This is a genomic window from Mycobacterium sp. OAS707 (assembly GCF_014873705.1).
Classification (GTDB): Bacteria; Actinomycetota; Actinomycetes; order Mycobacteriales; family Mycobacteriaceae; genus Mycobacterium.
The window spans coordinates 1,897,394-1,924,076 of sequence record NZ_JADBDS010000001.1 but is presented as its reverse complement, the minus strand read 5'-3'; the positions used below and the strand labels follow the sequence as shown (position 1 = coordinate 1,924,076).

The window sequence follows — 26,683 nt, the reverse complement described above, 5'->3', positions numbered from 1 at the left end:
GGTCTCCGATCGCCGTAGGGTTTTGGCGTGCACGTCATCTCCGCGGAGTCGACGGAACTCTTCGTCGGGCCCGCCGACAACCCACTGCAACTGGTGCGGGTCAACTACACCGGCGGAGTCGGCGAAATCCACGTTGACGGCGACGGTCTGGCTGGTTCGGCCGAAGTCACGCCGGGTGACGGCGCCGTCGAGGTGCCGGTTCGCGTCGAACGGCCCACGCCGGGAGAGCAGAGAACCGCCCGCGCCGGCGACGCGTCGTTCGTGTTCACCGTCGCCGAGCCCGGCTGGACCATGTACATGATCAGCCACTTCCACTACGACCCGGTCTGGTGGAACACGCAGGCCGCCTATACCAGTGTGTGGAGCGAGGACCCGCCGGGCCGCTGCCGTCAGACCAACGGTTTCGACCTGGTGCGCGCGCACCTCGAGATGGCCCGCCGCGAGCCCGAGTACAAGTTCGTGCTGGCCGAGGTGGACTACCTCAAGCCGTACTGGGACACCCATCCTGAGGATCGCGACGACCTTCGCCGGTTCATCGCCGACGGTCGCGTTGAGGTGATGGGTGGGGCATACAACGAGCCGAACACCAACCTGACGAGCGCCGAGACGACGATCCGAAACTTCGTGGCCGGCATGGGTTTTCAGCGCGACATCATGGGCGCCGACCCGAGCACCGCGTGGCAGCTCGACGTGTTCGGCCATGACCCGCAATTTCCGGGGATGGCCGCCGACGCGGGGCTGACATCCAGCTCATGGGCACGTGGTCCACACCATCAGTGGGGGCCCGTGGCCGGCGGCGGCGATCCGCGCCGCATGCAGTTCTCCAGTGAGTTCGAGTGGATCGCACCGTCGGGACGCGGATTGTTGACGCACTACATGCCTGCCCACTACTCCGCGGGCTGGTGGATGGACTCGTCGGCGACGCTGGCCGAGGCCGAGCAGGCGACGTATGAATTGTTCACGACGCTGAAGACGGTTGCGCTGACCCGAAACGTGCTGCTGCCGGTGGGCACCGATTACACGCCACCGAACAAGTGGGTCACCGATATCCACCGGGATTGGAATGCGCGCTACACCTGGCCCCGGTTTGTGTGTGCGCTGCCGCGGGAGTTCTTCGCCGCGGTGCGGGGCGAGCTTGCCGACCGCGGCATCGAGGCGTCACCGCAGACCCGCGACATGAACCCGATCTACACGGGTTGCCACGTGTCCTACATCGACACCAAGCAGGCCAACAGGGCCGCCGAGGACGCGGTGCTCGATGCCGAACGGTTCGCGGTGTTCGCGGGTCTGCTCGGCGGCGCGACGTATCCGCAGGCGGCGTTGGCCAAGGCATGGGTACAACTGGCCTACGGCGCGCACCACGATGCGATCACCGGGTCGGAATCCGATCAGGTGTACCTCGATCTCCTCACCGGCTGGCGCGACGCATGGCAACTCGGCACCACCGCCCGCGACAACGCGCTGCGGCTGCTGTCCAGTGCGGTCGACAGCTCGGTGGTGGTGTGGAACCCGTTGGCACACAAGCGCTCCGACGTGGTGACAGCGCGGTTCTCACGGCCTGTGGGGGAGGGGGTGCGGGTCGTCGACTCTGACGGCGCCGAACTTGCCGCGCATGTCGACCACGGCGGGCGGTCAGTGAGCTGGCTGGCCAGGGATGTGCCCTCGGTGGGGTGGCAGTCGTATGTGCTCACCGCCGGGGAAGCGAAGTCTGGCTGGGAACCGTTGGACGGCAACTTGATTCGCAACGATCACTACCGGCTCGCCGTCGACCCTGCGCGCGGCGGCGGAGTCGGCTCGCTGGTGGAGGTGGCGTCCGAGCGCGAACTGATCGCTGACGGCAGGGTCGGCAACGAGTTGGCCGTCTACGAGGAGTACCCCGCGCATCCGCAGGCCGGTGAGGGCCCGTGGCACCTGTTGCCGAAGGGCCCGGTCGTCGCGTCCTCCGCGGCGACGGCTTCGGTGCAGGCATACCGCGGTCCGCTCGGTGAGCGGCTGGTGATCGACGGTCGCATCGGTGATGTATTGCGCTACAAGCAGATCGTGACCCTGTGGCATGGGGTGGCCCGGGTGGACTGCAGCACCACCGTCGACGAGTTCACCGGCGAGGACCGCCTGCTGCGGCTGCGCTGGCGGTGCCCGGTGCCCGGTGCGTTGCCGGTCAGCGAGGTCGGCGACGCGGTGATCGGACGCGGTTTCGGGCTGCTGCACGACCGCGCAGGGACGGTCGTCGACTCCGCGCAGCACCCGTGGACGCTGGACAACCCCGCGTTCGGCTGGTTCGGATTGTCATCGGCGGCACGCGTGCGAGTCGGTGACGGTGTCCGCGCGGTTTCGGTCGCCGAGGTCATCGCGCCGTCGGAATCGGTCTCGGCGGCGCTGGCGCGGCCGTTGATGGTCGCGCTGGTCCGCGCAGGCGTCACGGCCACCTGCAGCAGTGGGGATCAGCCGCGCTACGGCGATCTGTCCGTCGACTCGAACTTGCCCGACGCCAGGATCGCGCTCGGTGGCCCTGACGAAAACGATTTCACCGCAGCGGTTCTCGCCGAAGCAGAGCCCGTCTACGCGGAGGAATTGAAACGGCAGCTCTACACCCGCGGGTCGGCGCGACTATGGGTCCCGCCGGTTTCGTCGTTGGCCGACCAATGGGTGCCCGGTGCGGACCTGCGCGGTGTGCGCGCACTGCCGGTACTGATCGTCGCGGGAGCCGAGTTGGAGGATGCCGTCGGCTCCGTTGTCGAGGACCTCGCCGACTTCGAGATCGTCGTCGAGCAGGAAGCTTCGTCCGGGCTGGAGCCGTTCGAAGCGCATACCGTCGCGGTGCTCAACCGCGGAATGCCCGGCTTCGCCGTCGAATCCGATGGCACGCTACACATGTCGTTGATGCGGTCCTGCGCCGGCTGGCCGTCCGGCACATGGATCGATCCGCCGCGGCGCACGGCGCCGGACGGCTCGAACTTCCAGTTGCAGCACTGGACGCACACCTTCGACTACGCGCTGGTCTCCGGTGAGGGAGATTGGCGGCAGGCAGATCTCCCGGCTCGCAGCGCCGAGTTCTCCCGCCCACTCTTGACGGTCGCCGAAAACGACCGGACAGCAGGCGGTTTGCCCTCGTGGGGGTCGCTGCTGGAGATCGAGCCGGCCGGCAAGGTCGCGCTCGGCGCGCTCAAGGCAGCAGGCAATCCGCTGGCATCGGGCAGCGGCAGCCACGTCGAGGCTGCCGACGGCGTCGCGGTCCGACTCGTCGAAACCTGCGGTGCCACCACCGATGTCGTGGTCCGCTCTGGTCTGCGCCGGATCTCCGCGGCCTCGCGCGTCGACCTACTCGAGCAACCGCGGGTGCAAGGCGCCGCGGACAACCTGATGCTGCACGGCTTTGAGATCGCCACGGTGCTGACGCGGCTGAACATGCCGCAGGTGCTCGAGGCGGACCACGCTGTACTCGCACCCGACGAAGAGGCCGCGCAGCCGTTGTACGCGCGCTACTGGCTGCACAACCGCGGTCCAGCCGCCGTTGGCGGCTTGCCCGCCGTCGCACACCTGCATCCGCAACAGCTCACTGCAGAGCCGAATTCCCAAGTGTCGCTGCGGCTTACGGTGGCGACCGATACGAGCGACGCGGCACTGCAGGGCAAGGTGCGGCTGCTGTGCCCCGACGGTTGGAGTGCCGAGAACGACGAGTTGTCCTTCGTACTGCCGCCAGGCGACTACCTGGAGACAGACGTCGCTGTGGCGGTGCCGCCGAACGTACCTCCGGGCCTGTACCCGCTGCGCGCCGAACTGGCCGTGACGGGAAGTGACGCCGCGTCGATTCCGCCGTCGTGGCGCCAGACGGTCGAGGACGTGTGCGTGATAGCGATCGGTCACCGCGACGACAGTCTGTTGCGACTGGTCAGCGATCCTGAGCCCGTCGAGCTTTCGGCAGGCCAGACCGGACGGCTGGCAGTGACCGTCGGCACCGACGCATATGCCGACCTTGCGGTCGAGGCACATCTGATCAGCCCGTGGGGGACATGGGAGTGGATGGGGCCCGCCGCCGTCGGCCGCGAATTGCCGGCCCGCGGAACGGTAGAGCTCGAGTTCGACGTCGCACCGCCCGCGTGGACGGAACCTGGAGAGTGGTGGGCGCTGATCCGGATCGGCTGTGCCGGTCGGCTGGTGTATTCACCCGCGGTGAAGGTGACAGTCCGATGATTGTGGCGGCGACGGTGGGCGGCGTGCCGGTAGGGGTCGACGAGGTCGACGCCCGCGAAGACCGGCTGCGCGGCTCTCGGCTGGCCTCCTCCCTGCCGCGTCCTGGCACCAGTGAAGGCAGGCAACTGCGGCGGTGGCTGACCCAACTGCTGGTGACCGAGCGGGTGGCCGCCACAGAGGCGGCGGCACGCGGGCTTACCGGCGAAGGCGCGCCGAGCGAGGACGCGCTGCTGCCGGACGTCACGACCCGGCTGGAGATCGGCAGCGTTGCCGCATCGGTGCTGACCGAACCGCTGGCGCGCGCCTTGTTCGTGGACGTGACCGCGGACGTCGATGTCACCGACGCCCAGGTGCGCGACTACCGCGAGCGCAACCCGCGGCGGTTCGGCGGCGATGCGGAGGTCGCCGACCATCTGCGCGGCGCAGCTCAGCGGCGCGCCTTCCGGCTGTGGCTGGATGCGCGATGCGCTGAATTGGTCGAGCTGGCACCGGGTTACGAGCATCCAGGGGATCCGCGTCAGCCCGATAACACCCACAGGCACTGATGGACGTCACCCTCGCACTCGACATCGGCGGCACGAAGATCGCCGCGGGACTGGTTTCCGCAGAGGGCACGCTGGTGCATCACGCCAAGCTGCCAACGCCGGACGGTGACGCCGAGGCGATCTGGACGGTCGTCGACAGGTTGGTCACCGAGGCACTGGCCGAAGCGCACGGTCGGGTGCGCGGCGTCGGCATCTCCTCGGCAGGCCCGATCGACCTGCCGACGGGGACGGTCAGCCCGATCAATATCGTTGAATGGCAACGGTTTCCGATCGTGGATCGAGTGTCGGCAGCCACGGATGCTCCGGTGCGGCTCGGCGGCGACGGGCTGTGCATGGCGATGGGGGAGCGTTGGCGCGGTGCGGGCAGGGGCGCGCAGTTTCTGCTCGGCATGGTGGTGTCGACCGGTGTCGGCGGCGGCCTCGTACTCGACGGCGCGCCATACGACGGGCGCACCGGCAACGCGGGACACGTCGGCCACGTCGTCGTCGACCCCGACGGCGGGCCGTGCTCGTGCGGCGGTCGCGGGTGCGTCGAGACGATCGCGGCGGGACCGCGGATGGCGCAGTGGGCCAGGGAGAACGGCTGGGCCGCCCCGCCGGAGGCCGACGCCAAAGAACTGGCCGACGCGGCGACCGCCGGTGACAGCGTCGCGCTGCAGGCGTTCCGGCGCGGCGCGACGGCGGTGGCCGCGATGATCGCGTCGGTCGGGGCGGTGTGCGACCTCGACCTGGTCGTCATCGGCGGCGGCGTCGCGAAGTCCGGAGGGCTGCTTTTCGATCCGCTGCGCGAGGCGCTGGCGTCCTACGCCCGCCTCGACTTCGTCCGCGACCTGCGAGTGCTGCCCGCCGAACTCGGCGGCGAAGCGGGCCTGGTGGGCGCGGCAGCCCTCCTCGAGGCCTGAAAACCAGGCGCGAGCGACCGCGAAATGCCACTGATCGGCGGCGTGTCGCGTGCAGACACGGTCGCTCGCGTTAGGGAGGAGGGAGCGTTTTGGCTGATCGGCGGGTAGCAGGCTATTCTTGACCAGTTCCACCGAAGACCGTCGGTCACCGAGTAATCGGTTGAAGGTCCGGGATTGTCCCGGCGGCCCACGCAGGAGGACGAGGCTTGTTCTTTCACGCCCCGACCTGTCTGCGTCGGGGCGTTCGTCATTTCCGGCCCTCGTGCGGCTCTGAAGCGGGACAACCCGATACCAACCACGAGGAGGCAATGCATGGCCAAAGCTGAAAAGGCCACCGCGGTCGCCGACATCGCCGAGCAGTTCAAGGACTCGACGGCCACTCTGGTCACCGAGTACCGCGGACTCACCGTGGCCAACCTCAAGGACCTGCGCCGTTCGCTCGGTGCCTCAGCCACCTACACGGTCGCCAAGAACACGCTGGTCAAGCGTGCCGCGGCGGAGGCAGGCATCGACGGGCTCGACGAACTGTTCGTCGGTCCGACCGCGATCGCGTTCGTCAAGGGTGAGGCCGTCGACGCCGCCAAGGCGCTGAAGACCTTCGCCAAGGACAACAAGGCGCTGGTCATCAAGGGCGGCTACATGGATGGCCGCGCGCTGAGCGTTTCCGAGGTCGAACAGATCGCCGACCTGGAGTCGCGTGAGGTGCTGCTGGCCAAGCTGGCCGGCGCGATGAAGGCAAACCTGTCCAAAGCCGCTGGCCTGTTCAACGCTCCCGCGTCGCAGGTCGCCCGGCTGGCAGCCGCGTTGCAAGAGAAGAGAGCTGCCGAGGCGCCCGCCGACGCTGCACCCGAAAGCCCGGCGCCGTCCGACGACGCCGCCGAATAGATCCATCAACTCCACACACGTAAGTAAGTAAGTAAGGAAGGACCACACATGGCCAAGCTGTCCACCGACGACCTGCTCGACGCGTTCAAGGAACTGACGCTGCTCGAGCTCTCTGAGTTCGTCAAGAAGTTCGAAGAGACCTTCGAGGTCACCGCCGCTGCTCCGGTCGCCGTCGCGGCTGCCGGCCCCGCCGCTGGTGGCGCCCCCGCCGAGGCCGCCGAGGAGCAGTCGGAGTTCGACGTCATCCTCGAGGGTGCAGGCGAGAAGAAGATCGGCGTCATCAAGGTCGTTCGCGAGATCGTCTCCGGCCTGGGCCTCAAGGAGGCCAAGGACCTGGTCGACAGCGCTCCCAAGCCGCTGCTCGAGAAGGTCGCCAAGGAAGCCGCCGAGGAGGCCAAGGCCAAGCTCGAGGCCGCAGGCGCGACGGTTACCGTCAAGTAGTTTCATCACCTGTGGGGCGGATCTGGCAAACAGGTCCGCCCCACAGCTGCGTCTAGGGTGTGTTTAGGGTCGATCACAATGTGACGCAAGACGTGTGTCGTGGTCAGACGGCGTAAGCTACAGTGACTCAAGCCACAGGCGGGAGGCATGTGGCTGGGGCTGAAATACTTGGCGGAAGGATCGCGCGTGGGCATCGGAATTCAAGTAGAAGGACTGACGAAGTCCTTCGGGGCCCAGCGAATTTGGGAAGACGTCACCATGGAGATCCCGGCCGGTGAGGTCAGCGTCCTGTTGGGCCCGTCGGGTACCGGTAAATCAGTGTTCCTGAAGTCTCTGATCGGCCTGCTGCGGCCCGAGCGCGGCAAGATCATCGTCGACGGCACCAACATCATCGAGTGCTCGGCGAAAGAGCTCTACGAGATCCGCACGCTGTTCGGCGTCATGTTCCAGGACGGCGCGCTGTTCGGCTCGATGAGCCTGTACGACAACACCGCTTTCCCCTTGCGTGAGCACACCAAGAAGAAGGAAAGCGAGATCCGCAACATCGTCATGGAGAAGCTCGAGCTGGTCGGCTTGGGCGGGGACGAGAACAAGTTCCCCGGCGAGATCTCCGGCGGTATGCGCAAGCGCGCCGGCCTGGCCCGCTCGCTGGTGCTCGACCCGCAGATCATCCTCTGCGACGAGCCGGACTCCGGTCTTGACCCGGTCCGTACCGCGTACCTGTCCCAGCTGCTGATCGACATCAACGCCCAGATCGACTGCACGATCCTGATCGTCACGCACAACATCAACATCGCCCGCACGGTGCCCGACAACATGGGCATGCTTTTCCGCAAGCACCTGGTCATGTTCGGCCCCCGCGAGGTGTTGCTGACCAGCGACGAGCCCGTCGTCCGCCAGTTCCTCAACGGCCGCCGTATCGGTCCCATCGGTATGTCGGAGGAGAAGGACGAGTCGACGATGGCCGAAGAGCAGGCCATGGTTGATGCCGGTCACCACGACGGTGGTGTCGAGGAGATCCAGGGTGTGCCGCCGCAGATCCAGGCGACCCCCGGCATGCCCGAGCGCCAGGCCGTCGGCCGCAGGCAGGCGCGTGTCCGCGAGATCATGCACACCCTTCCGCCGCAGGCGCAGGAAGCGATCCGCGACGACCTCGAGGGCACCCACAAATATTCGGCGTCTGAGTTCGGTGAAGGCGCCACCGCGCGGCACCGCTCGCTGGACGACGACGCGCCGACGGGGGCAATTCCCCGCGTCGAGAGGTAACTTTTGACGAACGTCGAGCGCAAGGCTGGCGTTCAGAAAGCTCCAGTCCAAAAAGCGACGTTCTGCCGGATCTGTGAGCCGCTGTGCGGCATGATCGCGACCGTCGACGACGGCCGGTTGGTGTCGCTGCGTCCCGATAAGGACCACCCGCTGTCTGCGGGCTTCGCCTGCCAGAAGGGCATCGCGTTCACCGAGGTCGTCAACGACCCCGACCGCGTGACTCAGCCATTGCGGCGTGGAGCGGATGGCTTCGACCCGGTCAGCTGGGACGACGCGATGACCGATATCGCCGCCCGGCTGACGGCCATTCACCGCAAGCACGGTTCCGGCGCGATCGGCTGGTACTACGGCAACCCGGGTGCCTTCAGTTACTCACACACCCTGGGCCTTGCGACATTGATGAACGCCTTCGGCCCGCGTTTGCATGTCTTCACTGCCGGGTCCCAGGACGTCAACAACCGCTTCGTGGCCAGCCAGATGTTGTACGGCTCGCCGCTCGCGCTGCCGGTGCCCGACATTCTGCGCACCGATCTGCTCGTGGTGATCGGCGCGAATCCCGTTGTCTCACACGGCAGCGTGCTGACAGTGCCGCGGATCAAAGACCGGATGCACGACATCGTCAAGCGAGGCGGCCGGGTCATCGTCATCGATCCGCGCAAGACCGAGACCGCGGCCCAGTTCGAATGGTTGGGTATCGTCCCCGACGGGGACGCCTTCCTGCTGCTGTCTGTCCTCCACGTGTTGTTCGAAGAGAACCTCGCCGACCGCACCGCGCTGGCCCGTCAGGCCGACAGCGTCGCCTGGCTGGAACTGTTGGCCAGACCGTTCAGCCCGGAAGCCACCGAGCCGCGCACTGGAATCGATCCGGGCGTCGTGCGGGCACTAGCGCGCGACCTCGCGCGCACGGCGCGGGCCGCGGTGTACGGCCGGGTGGGTACCAGCACGGGTGAAAACGGCACTCTCACAACGTATTTGCTGGACGCAGTGAACCTGGTCGCAGGCAACCTCGATGTGCCGGGCGGCAGCATGTTCGGCACCCTCGGCATTCCGGGCGAGCGGTGGGGGATGAAGGTGCTCGGCGCGCTGCTGCGAACCAGCTACAGCAGCCGTCGGTCGCGCATCGGGGGCTTCCCATCGGTGTTGATGTCCGAGCCCGCAGGGGTGATGGCCAAGGAGATCACCACACCCGGCCGAGGACAGGTGCGCGCGTTGTTCGTCAGCGCGGGCAATCCGGCCCTATCGGTGCCCAACGGCAACGAATTAGAGAAGGCGCTGGCGTCCTTGGAGTTGATGGTCGGCATCGACCTCTACGTCAACGAGACACTCGCGCACTGTGACTACGTGTTGCCCGCGGCGACGATGTACGAGCGCGACGACTTCCCGCTGCCGTTCCAGACGCTGCAGCCAACGCCGTTCAGACAGGCCACCGAGGCCGTCGTCGCTCCCGCAGGGCAGGCCCGCGAGGAGTGGCAGGTGATCGACGACCTCACCCGCAGGATGTGGTGGCGCACGCCGGGACTGATCGCGCTGGCTGCGATACGAAAGATATTGGGGCTCTTCGGTATTCGATTGACTCCGCGCCTGCTGGTGGACGCCGTGATCCGGCTGGGCGAAGGCGGAGATCGCTACGGGCTGCGCCGCGGCGGGTTGTCGTTCTCACGACTTGCGGCAGACCATCCGCACGGAAAGGTTCTCGCGCGCAATCTGCGCGACGGCGTGCTGCGCAAGGTAGTCGTCTACCGCGGGGGCCGGGTGCGGTTGCGCCATGACGAGATCGCCGCTGAAGTCGACGCGCTGTCGCGCCGGGACGCGCCTGGCGGATATCCGCTGCGGCTCATCGGCATGCGCGAGACACGCTCGGAGAATTCGTGGATGCACAACTCGCCGCTGCTGATGCGCGGGGATCGAGTCCAGGCAGCGCGCATGCACGTCGACGACGCGGCCGCGGCCAACATCGTCGATGGGGACAGGGTGCGGATCGCCTCCCCGTACGGCGAGATCGAGCTACCCGTGGTGGTCACCAAGGACATCGTCGCCGGCGTCGTCGCGGTTCCGCATGGCTGGGGCCACAAGGGGACCGGCGGCTGGCGCGTGGCCAACGGAGCGGGTGGCGCCAACGTCAATCAGCTGATGTCCAGCGCGCCACAAGACTTGGAGAAGTTGGCCGGGATGGCTCGGCTGACGGGCGTACCGGTGCGCGTCGAGCGAGCCTCCGTCAAATCCGCTGCGCCACTGACGCAGTAACCGCTTCATCGAGGAAGTCGGGCGGGATCTCCGGCCATTCGGGACGCCACCATCCGGACCGCTGATCGGCCTGCAACTCCGAAAGTGTTGCGGCGACATACGGACCACCGTCGACGAGGTAACGCAACATCTTCAGCCGTGCGCATTGCGCGGCGACGGTCGCGATGATGGCCTTGGCCTCGTCGATGTGTCCGGCCGCCGACAGGCTGGCTCCCAGCAGCCGCCGCGCCCGCAGCAACGCCTGCGGCCTTGCCGGCGACGAGGTTCGCTCGACCCACTCCTGCGCCCACCGACAGGCCAGCTCCTTGGACTCCTGATCGTCGGCGCCCATCAGCACGCGGATGGCCGACGCCTCCTCGAACTGGACGGTGATCTCGTCGATCGCGTCGACCGGTTGGCGGCGGCTGTCATAGGTGGTCGTCGGCCACGGGTCGGCATCCGGATGCGGCGCAAGCCCGAGCCGCGTGCGTTCGTGTTCGGCCATCGCTCGCAACCGGCTCAGCGACAGCGCCCTCGCGACCCGGATGGCCTCGTCGAGCCGTTGCGCCGCGGCGTGCCGGTCGCCCTGCAGCGCCTTGATCCTGGCGGCGATCACGTAACGGGCGATTTTGAAGTCGACCGAGCCGCCCTCGGGGCCGACCTTGTAGCCCTCCTCGAGCAGCCGGGCCGCTTCATCGAGATCGCCTCGCTCGTAGAGCAATTCGCCCAAAGCAGAACTGGCAAGCCGTGCCGTGTAGGAATGGCTGCCGCCCGAGCGCTTTGCGATCTTGAGAGCCTTGCGGAAGCAGGCCTCCGCCGTCGGGTTGTCGAGCATCAGCCGGTGGGCCAGTCCGGTGTAGCAGAGTCCATGAACCATGTTGAAGCTGTCGCCGTTGCGCTCGGCGTAGGGCGCCGCCCAAGACTGGATCCGGTTCACCTCCTCGAGGTTGTAGTGATACGCGGCGGCGAAGGTGGACACGGTCGCCGCCACGCCTACGGCGAAGGGCCGCTGCGTTTCTCGTCGCTGAAGGCATGCCGAGATGTGTTCGTCGATGCCCGCGAGGCGGTCCGAGCGCAGGTCGGCCACTGCCCGCACGACGCCGCCTTCTGCGCGCATGTCCGCGATCTCTTCGTCGGTGATGCCGTATTTGGTCATCCGGGCTTCCATCAGATCCAGGGCCTGTTCGGCGGCGGGGATCCGGTGCAGCACGATGTTGGCCCACGCGAGCGCAAGTTGCAGCCTCGGGTCGGAGCGAACGACGGCCGAAGGCAGCTTGCCGATCAACCCGATCAGCGTGGCCATTTGTGACTTGGCCACCAGGTCGATGCCGCCGTTCTCGACGAGCGTTACTGCGCGCTCGTCATCACCGGCCGCAAGCGCGTGATCGACTGCCTCGCTGACCATTTGCCGATCGGCGAACCAAGTGGATGCCGCGCGGTGCAGGCGCACGACCCGGTCGGGATCGCGGCCGAGCCGATGCTGCAGGAAGTCACTGAACAATTGGTGGTAGCGGAACCACGTGTCGTCGATGCGGTGCAGGAACAAATCTCGTTCCTCGACCTGTTCGAGCATCGCCTGGCCGTCAGGAACACCGGACAGTGCCGACGCCAGGTCTCCGCAGATCCGCTCCGTGATCGAGGTGGCCAGCAAGAAGTCGAGCATCGACGGTTCCAGGGTGTCGAGCACGTTCTCGGCAAGGAACTCACTGATCGCGTGGTGGCGGCCGGTCATCGTGTCGATCAGCTGCACGGGATCGTCGCGGCCGCGCAGCGACAACGACGCCAGCTGGAGTGCGGCGACCCAGCCGTCGGTCTTGGTGGTCAACTCCTCGACATCGGCGTGGTCCAAGTCCAGCCCACTGAGGTCGACCAAAAAGTTCTTCGACTCGGCGACGTCGAAACGCAGTGCGGTGGCGTCGATTTCGAGGAGCTGGTCCTGCATCCGCATCCGGCTCATCGGCAGGCCGCTCTGGCTGCGGCTGGTCACCACCACGTTCAGGTCATCAGAGGCGTAGACGAGCAGGTACAGCAGCGCCCCGATGGTCGCAGGGTCGGTCACGCGCTGCCAGTCGTCGATCACCAGCGTCATACGTGTGCCCGTCTCATGGATCTCGTTGATCAACGAGGTCAGCACGTAACGCTCCGCCTCATCGTCGTGCTCCTGTAGCACTTCGCCGAGTTCCGTTGCGAGCGCGGGTGTCACGGCTCGAATGGCCTCGATCAAATGGGACAGAAACCAGACGACGTTGTTGTCGTCGTGATCCACGGTCAGCCACGCCACCGCGACGCCCTCGGCGCTCAGCAGCTTCGCCCACTGCGCGGCCAGCGTGCTCTTCCCGAAGCCGGTCGGACCGTGAATCACGGTGAGCTTCTTTGGCGGTCCGGCCCGTAGCACGTCGATCAACCGGGCTCGGTTGACCAACGGCTTCGTCGACACGGGTAGCTGAAACCGGGTGGCGGGTACGGGCGGCGTCATCGTCCGCGCCGGATACGAACCTGACGGCGTGCCGGGGGAGCGGGGTGGGTTGTACCGGATGGTCGGCGCCGGAATCGGCACTGGCATTTCATCCACCGGCAATCCGTGCATTCGCTGCACCTCGCGCAACTGCTCCCCGAATGCCGCCGCGGTCGATGGGCGGTCCTCGACATTGCGCGACATCGCCTGTTCGATCACCGTGCACACGTCGGCGGGCAGACCGGAGTCGCGCAGGTTCGGGATGGGGTGCTTGGTGATCCGCAGGAACTGGGCGACCATCTGCTCGCCCTTGCGACGTTCGTATACCGCGTGCCCCGTGCCTGCGCAGAACAGCGTCGACGCCAGGCTGTAGACATCGGAGGTGACGTCGGGCGCCTGCCCCAGCAGCACCTCCGGGGCGGTGTAGGCGGGCGAACCCATTACGGCGCCGTCGGCGGTCTCGAATCCGCCCATGACCCTGGCGATTCCGAAATCGGTCAGCTGCGGTTCGCCGTACTCGGTGAGAAGGATGTTCGCCGGTTTGACGTCGCGGTGAATGGTCCCGCGCCGGTGTGCGGTTTCCAGCGCCCCTGCCACCTTCACCCCGATGTGAACCGCGTCGGCCCAGCCCACCGGTCCGTTGTCGTGAATCTTGGCTTCCAACGAGCCGTGCGGGTGGTACTGCATCACGATGTACGGCCGGCCGGTGGCGGTGGTGCCGACCTGGAAGATGCTCACGATGTGCGGGTGGCCGGAGAGCTTGCCCATCGCGAGTTGCTCGCGGACGAAACGTTCGACGTTGCCCGGTTCGAGGTCCGCCGTCAGTACTTTGACCGCGACGGTGCGATCGAGTTCGGGCTCGCTGCAGCGATACACCACGCCGAAGCCGCCCCGGCCGATTTCCTGGGGATCTTCGAAACCGGCAGCCACCAACTCCGCCGGGACTCCGGCGTAAATGTCCCCCTGCGTGGGCAGCGGGTCGCTGCTTACCATCGGTCGTCTCGATATCCGCCATGGCCGTGCCATGGCCGCTGACCTGAGCATAAACCGATCTACAGGGCCGCGACCGCGGATGCGCCGCCGCCGACTGGCCGCCTGCATTTGAAATAAACGCCTCCGTCAACCCGCCCTGCGCGTTACCTTTGCGCCGTCAACGACAGGAGACGCGCGTGACGGACCGGTTCTCGGCGTGGTTGGGCGCGGTGATGGTGGCCGCTGGCGTGGCGGCGGCGATGATCGCCGGGGCGGGCGTGGCGATCGCCGACGAAGGTGACGGCTCGGCCGCCAACGGTGCTACCTCGTCGGAGTCGGCGAAACCGACTGAAAACAAAGAAGATTCGGGCGCCGCTAGCGAGAAGCCGGGCAGGGACGAGGCCGAGCCCAACGCGAAACCCGCCGACGAAGAGCCGGCGACTGTCAAGGAATCCAAGGGTTCGGATACCGCAGAGAAGGCCGAGACCAAGCCCGCCAAGCGCACAACCGTCGGGCACAAGCCCGCGGCGAAGCAGACGGCCAAGAAAGCGGCCGACGAACCAGAGTCAGAGAAAGCCACAGAACCCGCAGAGTCGGCTGTCGAATCCGTGGCCGACGTCGCGCCGGTATCCACGCCTGCCATCGAGGAACCCGCCCCGGCGCCGAAGACAGCCGCAGTCGCGTTCGCGGCACCGCGCCGTGCGGCGGTGACGTCCACGGCGACAACGCCACCGTTCTCGGGTCTGCTCAGCGCGATCGGCACGCTCGTCTTCAACCTGTACGGCCTTGCGACCAGGTTGGTCGGCGGACCGCCGACTCTTCCGCCGAACAGCACAGTGACCGTGCACAGCTCGACGCTGCGGCTCGACTGCGCGAAAGGCTACGACGTGCCCGCGGACTGGTACATCCCGAACAGCGCCGAACCGCCGACGCGGCTGATCTATCTGCAGCACGGCTTTTTGGCCAGCGGCCCGTGGTACAGCCACACGGCGGCCGCGCTCGCAGAGCAGACCAACAGCATCGTCGTCGCACCGACCATCACGTCGAACTTCTTGTCCTGCGACGCCTGCTGGCTGGGCGCGCCGCGGATGCAGCAGACGGTCGCGAACCTGTTCGCTGACGGCAACACGGCGCTGGCCGACAGCGCGCTGGCCGCCGGGTACACCGGCGCCATTCCCGACCGGGTCGTATTGGTCGGCCACTCGCTCGGCGGCGGCCTCGTCGCGGGCACCGCCGGCTACATGGCCGACAACGGTTCCGTCGACAGGCTCGCCGGGGTCGTCATGCTCGACGGGGTCCCCTTGGACGGCACGGCGGCGGCGTCGCTGAAGAAGGTGCCCGCCGACATCCCGATCTACCAACTCGCCTCGCCGAAGTACTTCTGGAACCAGTTCGGCGTCGGCACGGAGGCGCTGCTCGCGGCGCGCCCGGATCAGTTCATCGGGGTCACGCTGGTCGGCGGCTCCCATGTCGACTCGATGCGGGGCGGCAACCCGCTGATCCAGTTCTCGCAACAATTGGCTTCGGGTTTCTCGAAGCCGCAGAATGTGGCGGCCGCGCAGGTCCTGATGGTCGGCTGGGTCAATGACATGTTCGCTGGCAACCACGACAAGGGCATCTACGTGGACGCCGGCGAGTCCGTCACGATCCAAACTTCCGCGGGTCCGGCAACGGCGGTGGCGCTGCCCAATTCGCTCACCAAGCCATTCATATTGAACCCGCTTCAGGCGTTCGTTGCCCTGGGTAACGGCTTTTTCACGTTCGAACCGACGTGCGGCCCGGTCGAACCGGCGTGTAAGGCCGAGCCCACTCAGGAGCCCGTCGCGGCCTGACGTCTTCAGCGGTTTGTGTAAACCGCCCCACCGGTGACGGCACTCGGGCTATCGTTTGCTGCGGTCGAGGTGGGAGCGGGCATGGCTAACCAGTTCTTGGCGTGGATGAGTGCGGGCGTCGTGGCTGCCGGCGTTTCGGCTGCAGCCCTCGTGGGCGCAGGCGTGGCACTCGCCGACGGTGACGGCGCCGACGGCGGCGGTACCACCACGACGTCGGACTCGACGAAAGCCGCTGAGGGCCAAGGCGATTCGAACACGAAGCCACCCGAAGACCCGAAGAAGCTCGACGAGGAAAAGCCCGCGACCTCTGGTAAGGCCGACGGCGACAATCACCACATCAGACGGCAACACACGCCGCCGCGGGTTCATGTCCGCCGGGCACCTGCCGCGTCGACTGCGGCCAACGCCACCGGCACGAAGACGACGACGACGAAAGCGACCGACCCGGATCCCGCGGTCAGCGTCGACAACGTCGCGGTGACGCCCACCGCCACGCCAACAGCGCCCAGCAAGCCCACCGTCGTCGAAAGCGTCGCGACGGCGGTGTCCTCGGCGGTCACCACGCTGCTGAAGCCGTTCGGCGCGAGCACGACACCGAACGCGCCGGGTGCCCAGCCGCCAGTGTGGACGTTGGCGGCAGCGGCGCGGCGGGAATTCGAGCCGGGCGCTGTGTCGCCGTCGGTGGCGGAAGCGGTTGCACCCGTTGAGAATTCGCTGACCTACACGCCGCCACCTAACTTCTCCGACCGCATCAGCCTGATGTTCCAAGACGCGATGAGTTTCGTCAGCAAGGTGACCGGTGTGAGTGTGCAGGCCGTCCTTGGCAGGGTGATGGCCACCGGCACACCGCCGTTCTTCTTGACGTTCGGCTTGGACACACAGCGCACGGTGTGGACTGCCGAGGACGGCGCGCAGTGGCGGGTGTGGGAGTTCCAGCCGGCCGACCCGACCGGCAAGACGGTGGTCGCCTTCCACGGCGGCGGGTGGATCTACCAACCGAATGTCTTGAACTGGCTCGACTACACGAACATGGCGCGCGAGACCGGCGCCACGGTGGTCGTGCCGCTGTACCCGCTGGCAACCACGGAAGCGGGACGGGCCACCGTTGTCATCCCTGAGGCGGCCGACTTCGTCTCGGGCCAGATCGAGTCGCACGGAGCCGAGAACGTCAGCCTCTACGCCGACTCGGCGGGCAGCACCATCGCAATCTCTGCCGTCCGGCAACTGTTGCTCGCCGGAAAGCCGATCCCGTCGAGCATGGTGCTGATATCCGGGTCGATCGACTCCACGTTGTCGAACCCGGATATCCGCAATGTCGACGATCCGATCTTCGATGTCGACAACGCCAAGGACGTATGGAAGTCCCACTGGTTCGACGGCATCACCGATTTGCGGGATCCACTCGTCAGTCCGCTGTTCTTCGAGCCCGAGATTCTCGAGGCGCTGCCTCCGACCACGATTTACGTCGGGGAGCGGGAGATCCTGTATCCCGACACCTTGCTCCTGCACCAGCGCGCAGTCGACGAAGGCGCCCCGATATCGGTGGTGGTCGGAACGGGGCTGATCCACGACTGGCCGGCCCTCGGCTCGCCGCCGGTTGGTTTTTCCCAGTCAGCGGCGGTTCGTCCCGACATCTACCGTCAGCTCGGGCTCACCGAGGACGCCCCCCTAAGTGTCACGGAACCACAAGTGGCTCAAGCGATTCCGGGCCGACCGACATTGATCAACGTCGTCGGCTCGTTTGCGTTCGGGCTTTTCCAGGCGTTCGAGAGAGCCGTCGCAGGCCCGCCGCAGGTTCCGCCGGGCAGCACCGTGCGGGTGCAACGGTCGACGGTGGACCTCGATTGCGGTCCCGGCTACACCGTGGATGCCGACTGGTACTTCCCCGATACGGAAGAGGCGCCGACGCGGCTCATCTACTTCCAGCACGGCTTCCCGGGTTCGGCCGCCGAATATGACTACACGGCCGCAGAGTTGGCCGAGCGCAACAACGCGATCGTTGTCGCGACCTCTATTTCTGGGAACCTCCTCGACTGCTACGCGTGCCACCTCGGCGGCGATCCGATGCATGCGGCGGTGGCCAAGTTGTTCCTGGGCGACCGCGCCGACCTGCTCGCAAGCGCGAAGGCGGCCGGTTTCGAGGGTGACGCGCTGCCGGAGCGATTCGTGCTCGTTGGCCATTCGGGCGGTGGACAGCTGGTGGGCGGCGCGGCGGGATACTTCGAGGAGTTCGCGCCCGATGCCGAGGACCACAACCTGGCCGGCGTGATCCTGCTGGACACCTCTCCGATCGGCGGAGCGATCGAACGCGGGCTCACGAAGATTCCCGACGACATCCCGGTGTACACCATCTCTGCGGCGCCGAACTTTCTGAACTCGAAGGGCGCGATGAACCGGGCCCTGGTGGCCGCCCGGCCGGGCGAATTCGTCGGTGTCGAACTCGTCAACGGGATGCACTCGGACGCGCTGCAGACGCACAACCCGCTCGTGTTGATCGGAGGCCAGATAGCGGGCCTGGGCTTCTCACGTCCGGAGAACGTGCAGGCCGTCCAGGTGATCGCGCAGGGCTGGATCAACGACTTCTACGAGGGCACGCACACCGGCGTCTACGGCGCACTGGGGTCGACGGTCGACATCCCGGGCACCGATGGCGCCCAAGCCCATGTGCTGCCGACGCCCGCGCCCAAGTTGACGATCGTCGATCTGATCGTGGACGCGGCATTGCGGTCGACTCTCTTGCTCAAGAACTTCGCGGTGTGCGCCGAAGATCCTTCGTCGACCTTCAGCGCCGCCGCAAACCCAGAATTAACCGAAAACTCCACAGCCGACACGGCGCTATCTCTTGACGGAAAGGGTTCGACGGGCCAATCTGTTGGGCAGCGATGTATGAAAAAGGTGTGAAAGATCGAGTCGCCAGCCAGCGCCCGGTTACTTTTGCATGCAGTGGTTGAGGAATACGCCGTCCTGCGGTACTGTTGGACGTTGCGCTGGCTGCATCCTGCCCACCTAAACCCGCACCTGACACCGATGTCCTAGCCTGAGCCCCGCTCAGTGATCTAGTCGCGTGCCGTGCGTTCGGGGAGTTTGTGGTCCTGAGAGGCCAGCCAAACCGACGCAGATAGCGACTACAGGACAGGCCACTCAATCCTTTGTGGTCACCGAAAGTCGCATGAGGTGCTGGAAGGATGCATCTTGGCAGGGTCCCGCCAATCCAAGTCAGCAGTAGCTAATCCCAATAACTCCGTCCCCGGAGCACCCAACCGAGTTTCTTTCGCCAAGCTCCGTGAGCCTCTCGAGGTTCCGGGGCTACTTGACGTTCAGACCGAGTCGTTCGACTGGCTGGTCGGGTCCGACTCGTGGCGCGAAAAGGCCAAGGCCCGCGGTGACGTCAATCCGGTCGGCGGCCTCGAAGAGGTGCTCGCCGAACTCTCGCCGATCGAGGACTTCTCCGGCTCGATGTCGCTGAGCTTTTCCGACCCGCGTTTCGACGAGGTCAAGGCTCCGGTCGACGAGTGCAAAGACAAGGACATGACCTACGCGGCTCCGCTGTTCGTCACCGCGGAGTTCATCAACAACAACACCGGTGAGATCAAGAGCCAGACGGTCTTCATGGGCGACTTCCCGATGATGACCGAGAAGGGCACCTTCATCATCAACGGCACCGAGCGTGTCGTGGTGTCCCAGCTGGTCCGCTCGCCTGGCGTGTACTTCGACGAGACCATCGACAAGTCCACCGAGAAGACGCTGCACAGCGTCAAGGTGATCCCCGGTCGCGGTGCGTGGCTGGAGTTCGACGTCGACAAGCGCGACACCGTGGGTGTGCGCATCGACCGCAAGCGTCGTCAGCCGGTCACCGTGCTGCTGAAGGCGCTGGGCTGGACCAACGAGCAGATCGTCGAGCGCTTCGGCTTCTCCGAGATCATGATGGGGACGCTGGAGAAGGACAACACCGCAGGCACCGACGAGGCGCTGCTGGACATCTACCGCAAGCTGCGTCCGGGCGAACCGCCAACCAAGGAGTCCGCGCAGACCCTGCTGGAGAACCTGTTCTTCAAGGAGAAGCGCTACGACCTGGCCCGGGTGGGCCGCTACAAGGTCAACAAGAAGCTGGGCCTGAACGCCGGGCAGCCGATCACCAGCTCGACGCTGACCGAAGAGGACGTCGTCGCCACCATCGAGTACCTGGTGCGCCTGCACGAGGGCCAGACCTCGATGACGGTGCCCGGCGGTGTCGAGGTCCCGGTGGAGACCGACGACATCGACCACTTCGGCAACCGTCGTCTGCGCACCGTTGGCGAGCTGATCCAGAACCAGATCCGGGTCGGCCTGTCCCGCATGGAGCGCGTCGTGCGCGAGCGCATGACGACTCAGGACGTCGAGGCGATCACGCCGCAGACCCTGATCAACATCCGTCCCGTCGTGGCGGCGATCAAGGAGTTCTTCGGCACCAGCCAGCTGTCGCAGTTCATGGACCAGAACAACCCGCTGTCCGGGTTGACCCACAAGCGCCGCCTTTCGGCGCTGGGCCCTGGCGGTCTGTCCCGTGAGCGCGCCGGCCTCGAGGTCCGCGACGTGCACTCCAGCCACTACGGCCGCATGTGCCCGATCGAGACGCCGGAAGGCCCGAACATCGGTCTGATCGGCTCGCTGTCGGTGTACGCGCGGGTGAACCCGTTCGGCTTCATCGAGACGCCGTACCGCAAGGTCAACGATGGTGTGGTCTCTGACGACATCGAGTACCTGACCGCCGACGAGGAGGACCGCCACGTTGTGGCGCAGGCCAACTCGCCGATCGACGCCAACGGCCGCTTCGTCGAGGAGCGCGTCCTGGTTCGTCGAAAGGGCGGCGAGGTCGAGTACGTCTCGTCGACCGAGGTCGACTACATGGACGTCTCGCCGCGCCAGATGGTTTCGGTCGCGACCGCGATGATCCCGTTCCTCGAGCACGACGACGCCAACCGTGCCCTGATGGGTGCCAACATGCAGCGCCAGGCGGTTCCGCTGGTCCGCAGCGAGGCCCCGCTGGTCGGCACCGGTATGGAGTTGCGCGCCGCGATCGACGCCGGTGACGTCGTCGTCGCCGACAAGGCCGGCGTCATCGAAGAGGTCTCGGCTGACTACATCACCGTGATGGCCGACGACGGCACCCGGCACACCTACCGGATGCGCAAGTTCGCCCGCTCCAACCACGGCACCTGCGCCAACCAGCGTCCGATCGTGGACGCCGGGCAGCGTGTCGAGGCGGGTCAGGTCATCGCCGACGGCCCCTGCACCGAGAACGGTGAGATGGCGCTCGGCAAGAACCTGCTCGTGGCGATCATGCCGTGGGAAGGCCACAACTACGAGGACGCGATCATCCTCTCCAACCGCCTGGTCGAAGAGGACGTGCTCACCTCGATTCACATCGAGGAGCACGAGATCGATGCCCGCGACACCAAGCTGGGCGCCGAGGAGATCACCCGGGACATCCCGAACGTCTCCGATGAGGTGCTGGCCGACCTCGACGAGCGCGGCATCGTCCGCATCGGCGCCGAGGTCCGCGACGGCGACATCCTGGTCGGCAAGGTCACCCCGAAGGGTGAGACCGAGCTGACCCCGGAGGAGCGGCTGCTCCGCGCGATCTTCGGTGAGAAGGCGCGCGAGGTCCGCGACACGTCGCTGAAGGTGCCGCACGGTGAGTCCGGCAAGGTCATCGGCATCCGGGTGTTCTCCCGCGAGGACGACGACGAGCTGCCCGCGGGCGTCAACGAGTTGGTCCGCGTCTACGTCGCTCAGAAGCGCAAGATCTCCGACGGCGACAAGCTCGCCGGACGCCACGGCAACAAGGGTGTCATCGGCAAGATCCTGCCCGTCGAGGACATGCCGTTCCTGCCCGATGGCACTCCGGTGGACATCATCCTGAACACCCACGGTGTGCCGCGTCGTATGAACATCGGTCAGATCCTGGAAACCCACCTCGGGTGGGCGGCCAAGGCGGGCTGGAAGATCGACGGTTCTCCGGAGTGGGCTGCCAACCTGCCCGAGGAGATGCTGGACGTCGAGCCGAACAGCATTGTCTCGACACCGGTGTTCGACGGTGCCCGTGAAGCCGAGCTTCAGGGTCTGTTGGCATCGACGCTGCCGAGCCGCGATGGTGAGACGCTGGTCGACGAGGACGGCAAGGCGAAGCTGTTCGACGGTCGCAGTGGTGAACCGTTCCCGTACCCGGTGACGGTTGGCTACATGTACATCCTGAAGCTGCACCACCTGGTGGACGACAAGATCCACGCCCGCTCCACTGGCCCGTACTCGATGATCACCCAGCAGCCGCTGGGCGGTAAGGCGCAGTTCGGTGGCCAGCGGTTCGGTGAGATGGAGTGCTGGGCCATGCAGGCCTACGGCGCGGCGTACACGCTGCAGGAGCTGTTGACCATCAAGTCCGACGACACCGTCGGCCGGGTCAAGGTGTACGAGGCGATCGTCAAGGGCGAGAACATCCCCGAGCCGGGCATTCCGGAGTCGTTCAAGGTGCTGCTCAAGGAATTGCAGTCGCTGTGCCTGAACGTCGAGGTGCTGTCCAGTGACGGTGCAGCGATCGAGATGCGCGACGGCGACGACGAGGACCTGGAGCGCGCTGCCGCGAACCTGGGAATCAACTTGTCGCGCAACGAATCTGCTTCTGTCGAGGATCTTGCGTAATTGCGGCGGAGCCGCAGCGCTATTGGTTACTAATCCCGAAAGGGGAAAGGGAGTTACGTGCTAGACGTCAACTTCTTCGATGAGCTCCGGATCGGTCTTGCCACCGCCGACGACATTCGCAACTGGTCGTTCGGTGAGGTCAAGAAGCCGGAAACCATCAACTACCGCACATTGAAGCCGGAGAAGGACGGCCTTTTCTGCGAGAAGATCTTCGGACCGACTCGCGACTGGGAGTGCTACTGCGGCAAGTACAAGCGCGTCCGCTTCAAGGGCATCATCTGCGAGCGCTGCGGCGTCGAGGTGACCCGCGCCAAGGTGCGTCGTGAGCGGATGGGCCACATCGAGCTGGCCGCGCCCGTCACGCACATCTGGTACTTCAAGGGTGTTCCGTCGCGCCTTGGCTACCTGCTGGACCTGGCGCCGAAGGATCTCGAGAAGATCATCTACTTCGCCGCCTACGTGATCACCAGCGTGGACGACGAGATGCGCCACAACGAGCTGTCCACGCTCGAGGCCGAGATGGCCGTCGAGCGCAAGGCCGTTGAGGATCAGCGCGACGCCGACCTGGAGGCCCGGGCGCAGAAGCTCGAAGCCGACATGAAGGAGCTCGAGGACGAGGGCGCCAAGTCCGACGTCAAGCGCAAGGTCCGCGACGGCGGCGAGCGTGAGATGCGTCAGCTCCGCGACCGCGCCCAGCGTGAGCTGGACCGGCTCGAGGAGATCTGGAACACCTTCACCAAGCTGGCTCCCAAGCAGCTGATCGTCGACGAGGTGCTCTACCGCGAGCTCGTCGATCGCTACGGCGAGTACTTCACCGGCGCCATGGGCGCGGAGTCGATCAAGAAGCTCATCGAGACCTTCGACATCGACGCCGAGGCCGAGAGCCTGCGCGACACCATCCGTAACGGCAAGGGCCAGAAGAAGCTTCGTGCTCTCAAGCGCCTGAAGGTGGTTGCGGCGTTCCAGTCGAACACCAACTCGCCGCTGGGCATGGTGCTCGACGCCGTTCCGGTGATCCCGCCGGAGCTGCGACCGATGGTGCAGCTCGACGGTGGCCGGTTCGCCACCTCCGACCTCAACGACCTGTACCGCCGTGTCATCAACCGCAACAACCGGTTGAAGAGGTTGATCGACCTCGGTGCGCCCGAGATCATCGTCAACAACGAGAAGCGCATGCTTCAGGAGTCGGTGGACGCGCTGTTCGACAACGGCCGTCGCGGCAGGCCCGTCACCGGGCCGGGCAACCGTCCGCTGAAGTCGCTGTCGGATCTGTTGAAGGGCAAGCAGGGCCGGTTCCGTCAGAACCTGCTCGGCAAGCGCGTCGACTACTCCGGCCGTTCGGTCATCGTGGTCGGTCCGCAGCTCAAGCTGCACCAGTGCGGTCTGCCCAAGCTGATGGCACTGGAGCTGTTCAAGCCGTTCGTGATGAAGCGCCTTGTCGACCTGAACCACGCGCAGAACATCAAGAGCGCCAAGCGGATGGTCGAGCGTCAGCGCCCGCAGGTGTGGGACGTGCTCGAAGAGGTCATCGGTGAGCACCCGGTGCTGCTGAACCGCGCGCCGACGCTGCACCGCCTCGGCATCCAGGCTTTCGAGCCGATGCTGGTGGAGGGCAAGGCAATTCAGCTGCACCCGCTGGTGTGTGAGGCCTTCAACGCCGACTTCGACGGCGACCAGATGGCCGTGCACCTTCCGCTGAGCGCGGAGGCGCAGGCCGAGGCCCGCATCCTGATGCTGTCGTCCAACAACATCCTGTCGCCTGCGTCGGGCCGCCCGCTGGCCATGCCGCGTCTGGACATGGTGACCGGTTTGTTCTTCCTGACCACCGAGGTCCCCGGTGACACCGGCGAATTCGTGGCCGCGGCCAAGGACAAGCCGGAGTCGGGCGTGTACAGCTCGCCGGCCGAGGCCATCATGGCGATGGACCGCGGCGCGCTGAGCGTGCGCGCCAAGATCCGGGTGCGGCTGACGCAGCTGCGTCCGCCTGCCGACATCGAAGCCGAGCTCTTCGGCGACGAGGGTTGGAAGCCGGGCGACGCATGGACAGCCGAGACCACGCTGGGCCGCGTGCTGTTCAACGAGCTGCTCCCGCTTGGGTATGCGTTCGTCAACGAGCAGATGCACAAGAAGGTGCAGGCGCGCATCGTCAACGATCTGGCCGAGCGTTACCCGATGATCGTGGTCGCGCAGACCGTCGACAAGCTCAAGGACGCCGGCTTCTACTGGGCCACGCGTTCGGGTGTCACGGTCTCGATGGCCGACGTCATCGTGCCGCCGGAGAAGCAGGAGATCCTCGAGCGCTACGAGGCCGAAGCCGACCGGATCGAAAAGCAGTATCAGCGTGGTGCTCTCAACCATGAGGAGCGCAACGGCGAGCTGGTGAAGATCTGGCAGAAGGCCACCGAAGAGGTCGGTGAGGCGCTGCGGTCGCACTACCCGGCCGACAACCCGATCATCACGATCGTGGATTCCGGTGCGACGGGTAACTTCACCCAGACGCGGACGCTGGCAGGCATGAAGGGCCTGGTGACCAACCCGAAGGGTGAGTTCATCCCGCGCCCGATCAAGTCCTCGTTCCGTGAGGGCCTGACGGTGCTGGAGTACTTCATCAACACCCACGGCGCCCGAAAGGGTCTGGCGGACACCGCTCTTCGTACCGCCGACTCGGGTTACCTGACCCGTCGTCTGGTGGACGTCAGCCAGGACGTCATCGTGCGCGAGACCGACTGCGAGACGGAGCGCGGCATCAACGTCACGCTTGCGGAGCTGCAGGACAAGGCGCTGGTGCGCGATCAGCACATCGAGACATCCGCCTATGCGCGCACTTTGGCGCAGGACGCGGTCGATTCGAAGGGCAACGTCGTCGTCGAGCGTGGTCACGATCTCGGTGATCCGGCGATCGATGCGCTGTTGGCCGCCGGCATCACCGAGGTGAAGGTCCGCTCCGTGCTGACCTGCACCACCGGAACCGGTGTCTGCGCAATGTGTTACGGCCGTTCGATGGCGACGGGCAAGCTCGTCGACATCGGCGAGGCTGTCGGCATCGTCGCCGCGCAGTCGATCGGCGAGCCCGGCACGCAGCTGACCATGCGTACCTTCCACCAGGGTGGCGTTACCGGCGGTGGAGACATCGTCGGTGGTCTGCCTCGCGTGCAGGAGCTGTTCGAGGCTCGTGTGCCGCGGGACAAGGCGCCGATCGCCGACGTCACCGGGCGCGTGCGTCTCGAAGAGGGTGAGCGCTTCTACAAGATCACCATCGTTCCCGACGACGGTGGCGAAGAAGTGGTGTACGACAAGCTCTCTCGTCGTCAGCGCCTGAAGGTGTTCAAGCACGAGGACGGCACCGAGCGTCTGCTGTCCGACGGCGACCACGTCGAGGTCGGCCAGCAGCTGATGGAAGGCTCAGCCGACCCCCACGAGGTGCTGCGTGTCCAGGGCCCCCGCGAGGTGCAGATCCACCTCGTCAAGGAGGTCCAGGAGGTCTACCGCGCTCAGGGTGTGTCGATCCACGACAAGCACATCGAGGTGATCGTCCGGCAGATGCTGCGTCGCGTCACGATCATCGATTCGGGTGCCACGGAGTTCCTGCCCGGTTCGCTGACCGAGCGGTCCGAGTTCGAATCCGAGAACCGTCGGGTGGTTGCCGAGGGCGGCGAGCCCGCGGCGGGTCGCCCGGTGCTGATGGGTATCACCAAGGCGTCGCTGGCCACCGATTCGTGGCTGTCGGCGGCGTCGTTCCAGGAGACCACTCGAGTGCTGACCGATGCGGCGATCAACTGCCGCAGCGACAAGCTGATGGGTCTCAAGGAGAACGTGATCATCGGCAAGCTGATCCCGGCCGGCACGGGCATCAACCGGTACCGCAACATCCAGGTGCAGCCGACCGAAGAGGCCAGGGCCGCTGCGTACACGATCCCGTCTTACGAGGATCAGTACTACAGCCCGGACTTCGGCCAGGCCACCGGTGCCGCCGTGCCGCTGGACGATTACGGCTACTCGGATTACCGGTAGTCACCGTCGCTAGTACAACGAGAAAGCCCCCGCCGAGTGCGGGGGCTTTTTCGTTGCGCTTACCCGCGCTGTCGAGATCAGAGTCAAGGCACGGACGACGCGTGTCATAAGTCTGATCTCGACGAGTCTGGCATCCCCAATTCGGCACAGTCTGAGGGCACGTTGGACCACTTGGGATAGCCGGATTTAGGCGTGCATTTGTTTGCGCCGTAGGGTGTCGCTATTTTCGCAGGCGTGAATAATAAGGCTGGTTTAGAGCGCGAATACCCAGCCAAACTAATC

General features: G+C 66.1%; 12 protein-coding genes. 11 read left to right on the top strand and 1 reads right to left on the bottom strand.

Annotation, left to right across the window (positions count from 1 at the left end; translation table 11 throughout):
* Positions 1-27: 27 nt before the first annotated feature.
* The 7 genes from GGC64_RS09560 to GGC64_RS09530 all read left to right on the top strand — a co-directional run bounded on the left by GGC64_RS09560 (position 28) and on the right by GGC64_RS09530 (position 10,474).
* On the top strand, positions 28-4,191 hold the full coding sequence (locus GGC64_RS09560; RefSeq protein ID WP_192722128.1) for an NEW3 domain-containing protein: 4,164 nt from the start codon (positions 28-30) through the stop codon (positions 4,189-4,191).
* On the top strand, positions 4,188-4,736 hold the full coding sequence (locus GGC64_RS09555; protein WP_192722127.1) for a malonyl CoA-ACP transacylase: 549 nt from the start codon (positions 4,188-4,190) through the stop codon (positions 4,734-4,736). The genes GGC64_RS09560 and GGC64_RS09555 overlap by 4 nt, the downstream gene beginning before the upstream one ends.
* Positions 4,736-5,638: an ROK family protein gene (locus GGC64_RS09550; protein WP_192722126.1), complete on the top strand. Its 903-nt coding sequence runs from the start codon at positions 4,736-4,738 to the stop codon at positions 5,636-5,638. The genes GGC64_RS09555 and GGC64_RS09550 overlap by 1 nt, the downstream gene beginning before the upstream one ends.
* 312 nt (positions 5,639-5,950) lie before the next feature.
* Entirely contained in the window at positions 5,951-6,523 is a 573-nt protein-coding gene (gene rplJ, locus GGC64_RS09545) for a 50S ribosomal protein L10 (RefSeq protein ID WP_192722125.1), read from the top strand.
* A gap of 48 nt (positions 6,524-6,571) precedes the next feature.
* On the top strand, positions 6,572-6,964 hold the full coding sequence (gene rplL / locus GGC64_RS09540; RefSeq protein WP_192722124.1) for a 50S ribosomal protein L7/L12: 393 nt from the start codon (positions 6,572-6,574) through the stop codon (positions 6,962-6,964).
* 186 nt (positions 6,965-7,150) lie between these two features.
* A complete protein-coding gene (locus tag GGC64_RS09535; RefSeq protein ID WP_192722123.1) occupies positions 7,151-8,230 on the top strand; it encodes an ATP-binding cassette domain-containing protein in 1,080 nt (359 codons plus the stop codon).
* 3 nt (positions 8,231-8,233) lie between these two features.
* The gene (locus GGC64_RS09530; protein WP_192722122.1) at positions 8,234-10,474 is read left to right on the top strand and encodes a molybdopterin-dependent oxidoreductase; all 2,241 of its coding nucleotides are present in this window, start codon (positions 8,234-8,236) and stop codon (positions 10,472-10,474) included.
* Here GGC64_RS09530 and GGC64_RS09525 read toward each other — a convergent pair.
* A complete protein-coding gene (locus GGC64_RS09525) occupies positions 10,446-13,901 on the bottom strand; it encodes a serine/threonine-protein kinase (protein ID WP_192722121.1) in 3,456 nt (1,151 codons plus the stop codon). The genes GGC64_RS09530 and GGC64_RS09525 overlap by 29 nt on opposite strands.
* A 176-nt stretch (positions 13,902-14,077) precedes the next feature.
* On the opposite strand from GGC64_RS09525, the gene GGC64_RS09520 reads away from it, so the two are divergent.
* The 4 genes from GGC64_RS09520 (at position 14,078) to GGC64_RS09505 (ending at position 26,401) form a co-directional block, all read left to right on the top strand.
* Positions 14,078-15,712 (top strand): alpha/beta fold hydrolase, encoded by a 1,635-nt coding sequence (locus tag GGC64_RS09520; protein WP_192722120.1) that lies wholly within the window; start codon positions 14,078-14,080, stop codon positions 15,710-15,712.
* Positions 15,713-15,793: 81 nt separating this feature from the next.
* Positions 15,794-18,613 (top strand): alpha/beta hydrolase fold domain-containing protein, encoded by a 2,820-nt coding sequence (locus GGC64_RS09515; RefSeq protein ID WP_192722119.1) that lies wholly within the window; start codon positions 15,794-15,796, stop codon positions 18,611-18,613.
* A 291-nt stretch (positions 18,614-18,904) separates the two neighbouring features.
* Complete coding sequence (locus tag GGC64_RS09510) at positions 18,905-22,390, top strand: DNA-directed RNA polymerase subunit beta (protein ID WP_370582037.1); 3,486 nt, start codon at positions 18,905-18,907, stop codon at positions 22,388-22,390.
* Between the two features lie 57 nt (positions 22,391-22,447).
* The gene (locus GGC64_RS09505; protein WP_192722117.1) at positions 22,448-26,401 is read left to right on the top strand and encodes a DNA-directed RNA polymerase subunit beta'; all 3,954 of its coding nucleotides are present in this window, start codon (positions 22,448-22,450) and stop codon (positions 26,399-26,401) included.
* Positions 26,402-26,683: the final 282 nt, after the last annotated feature.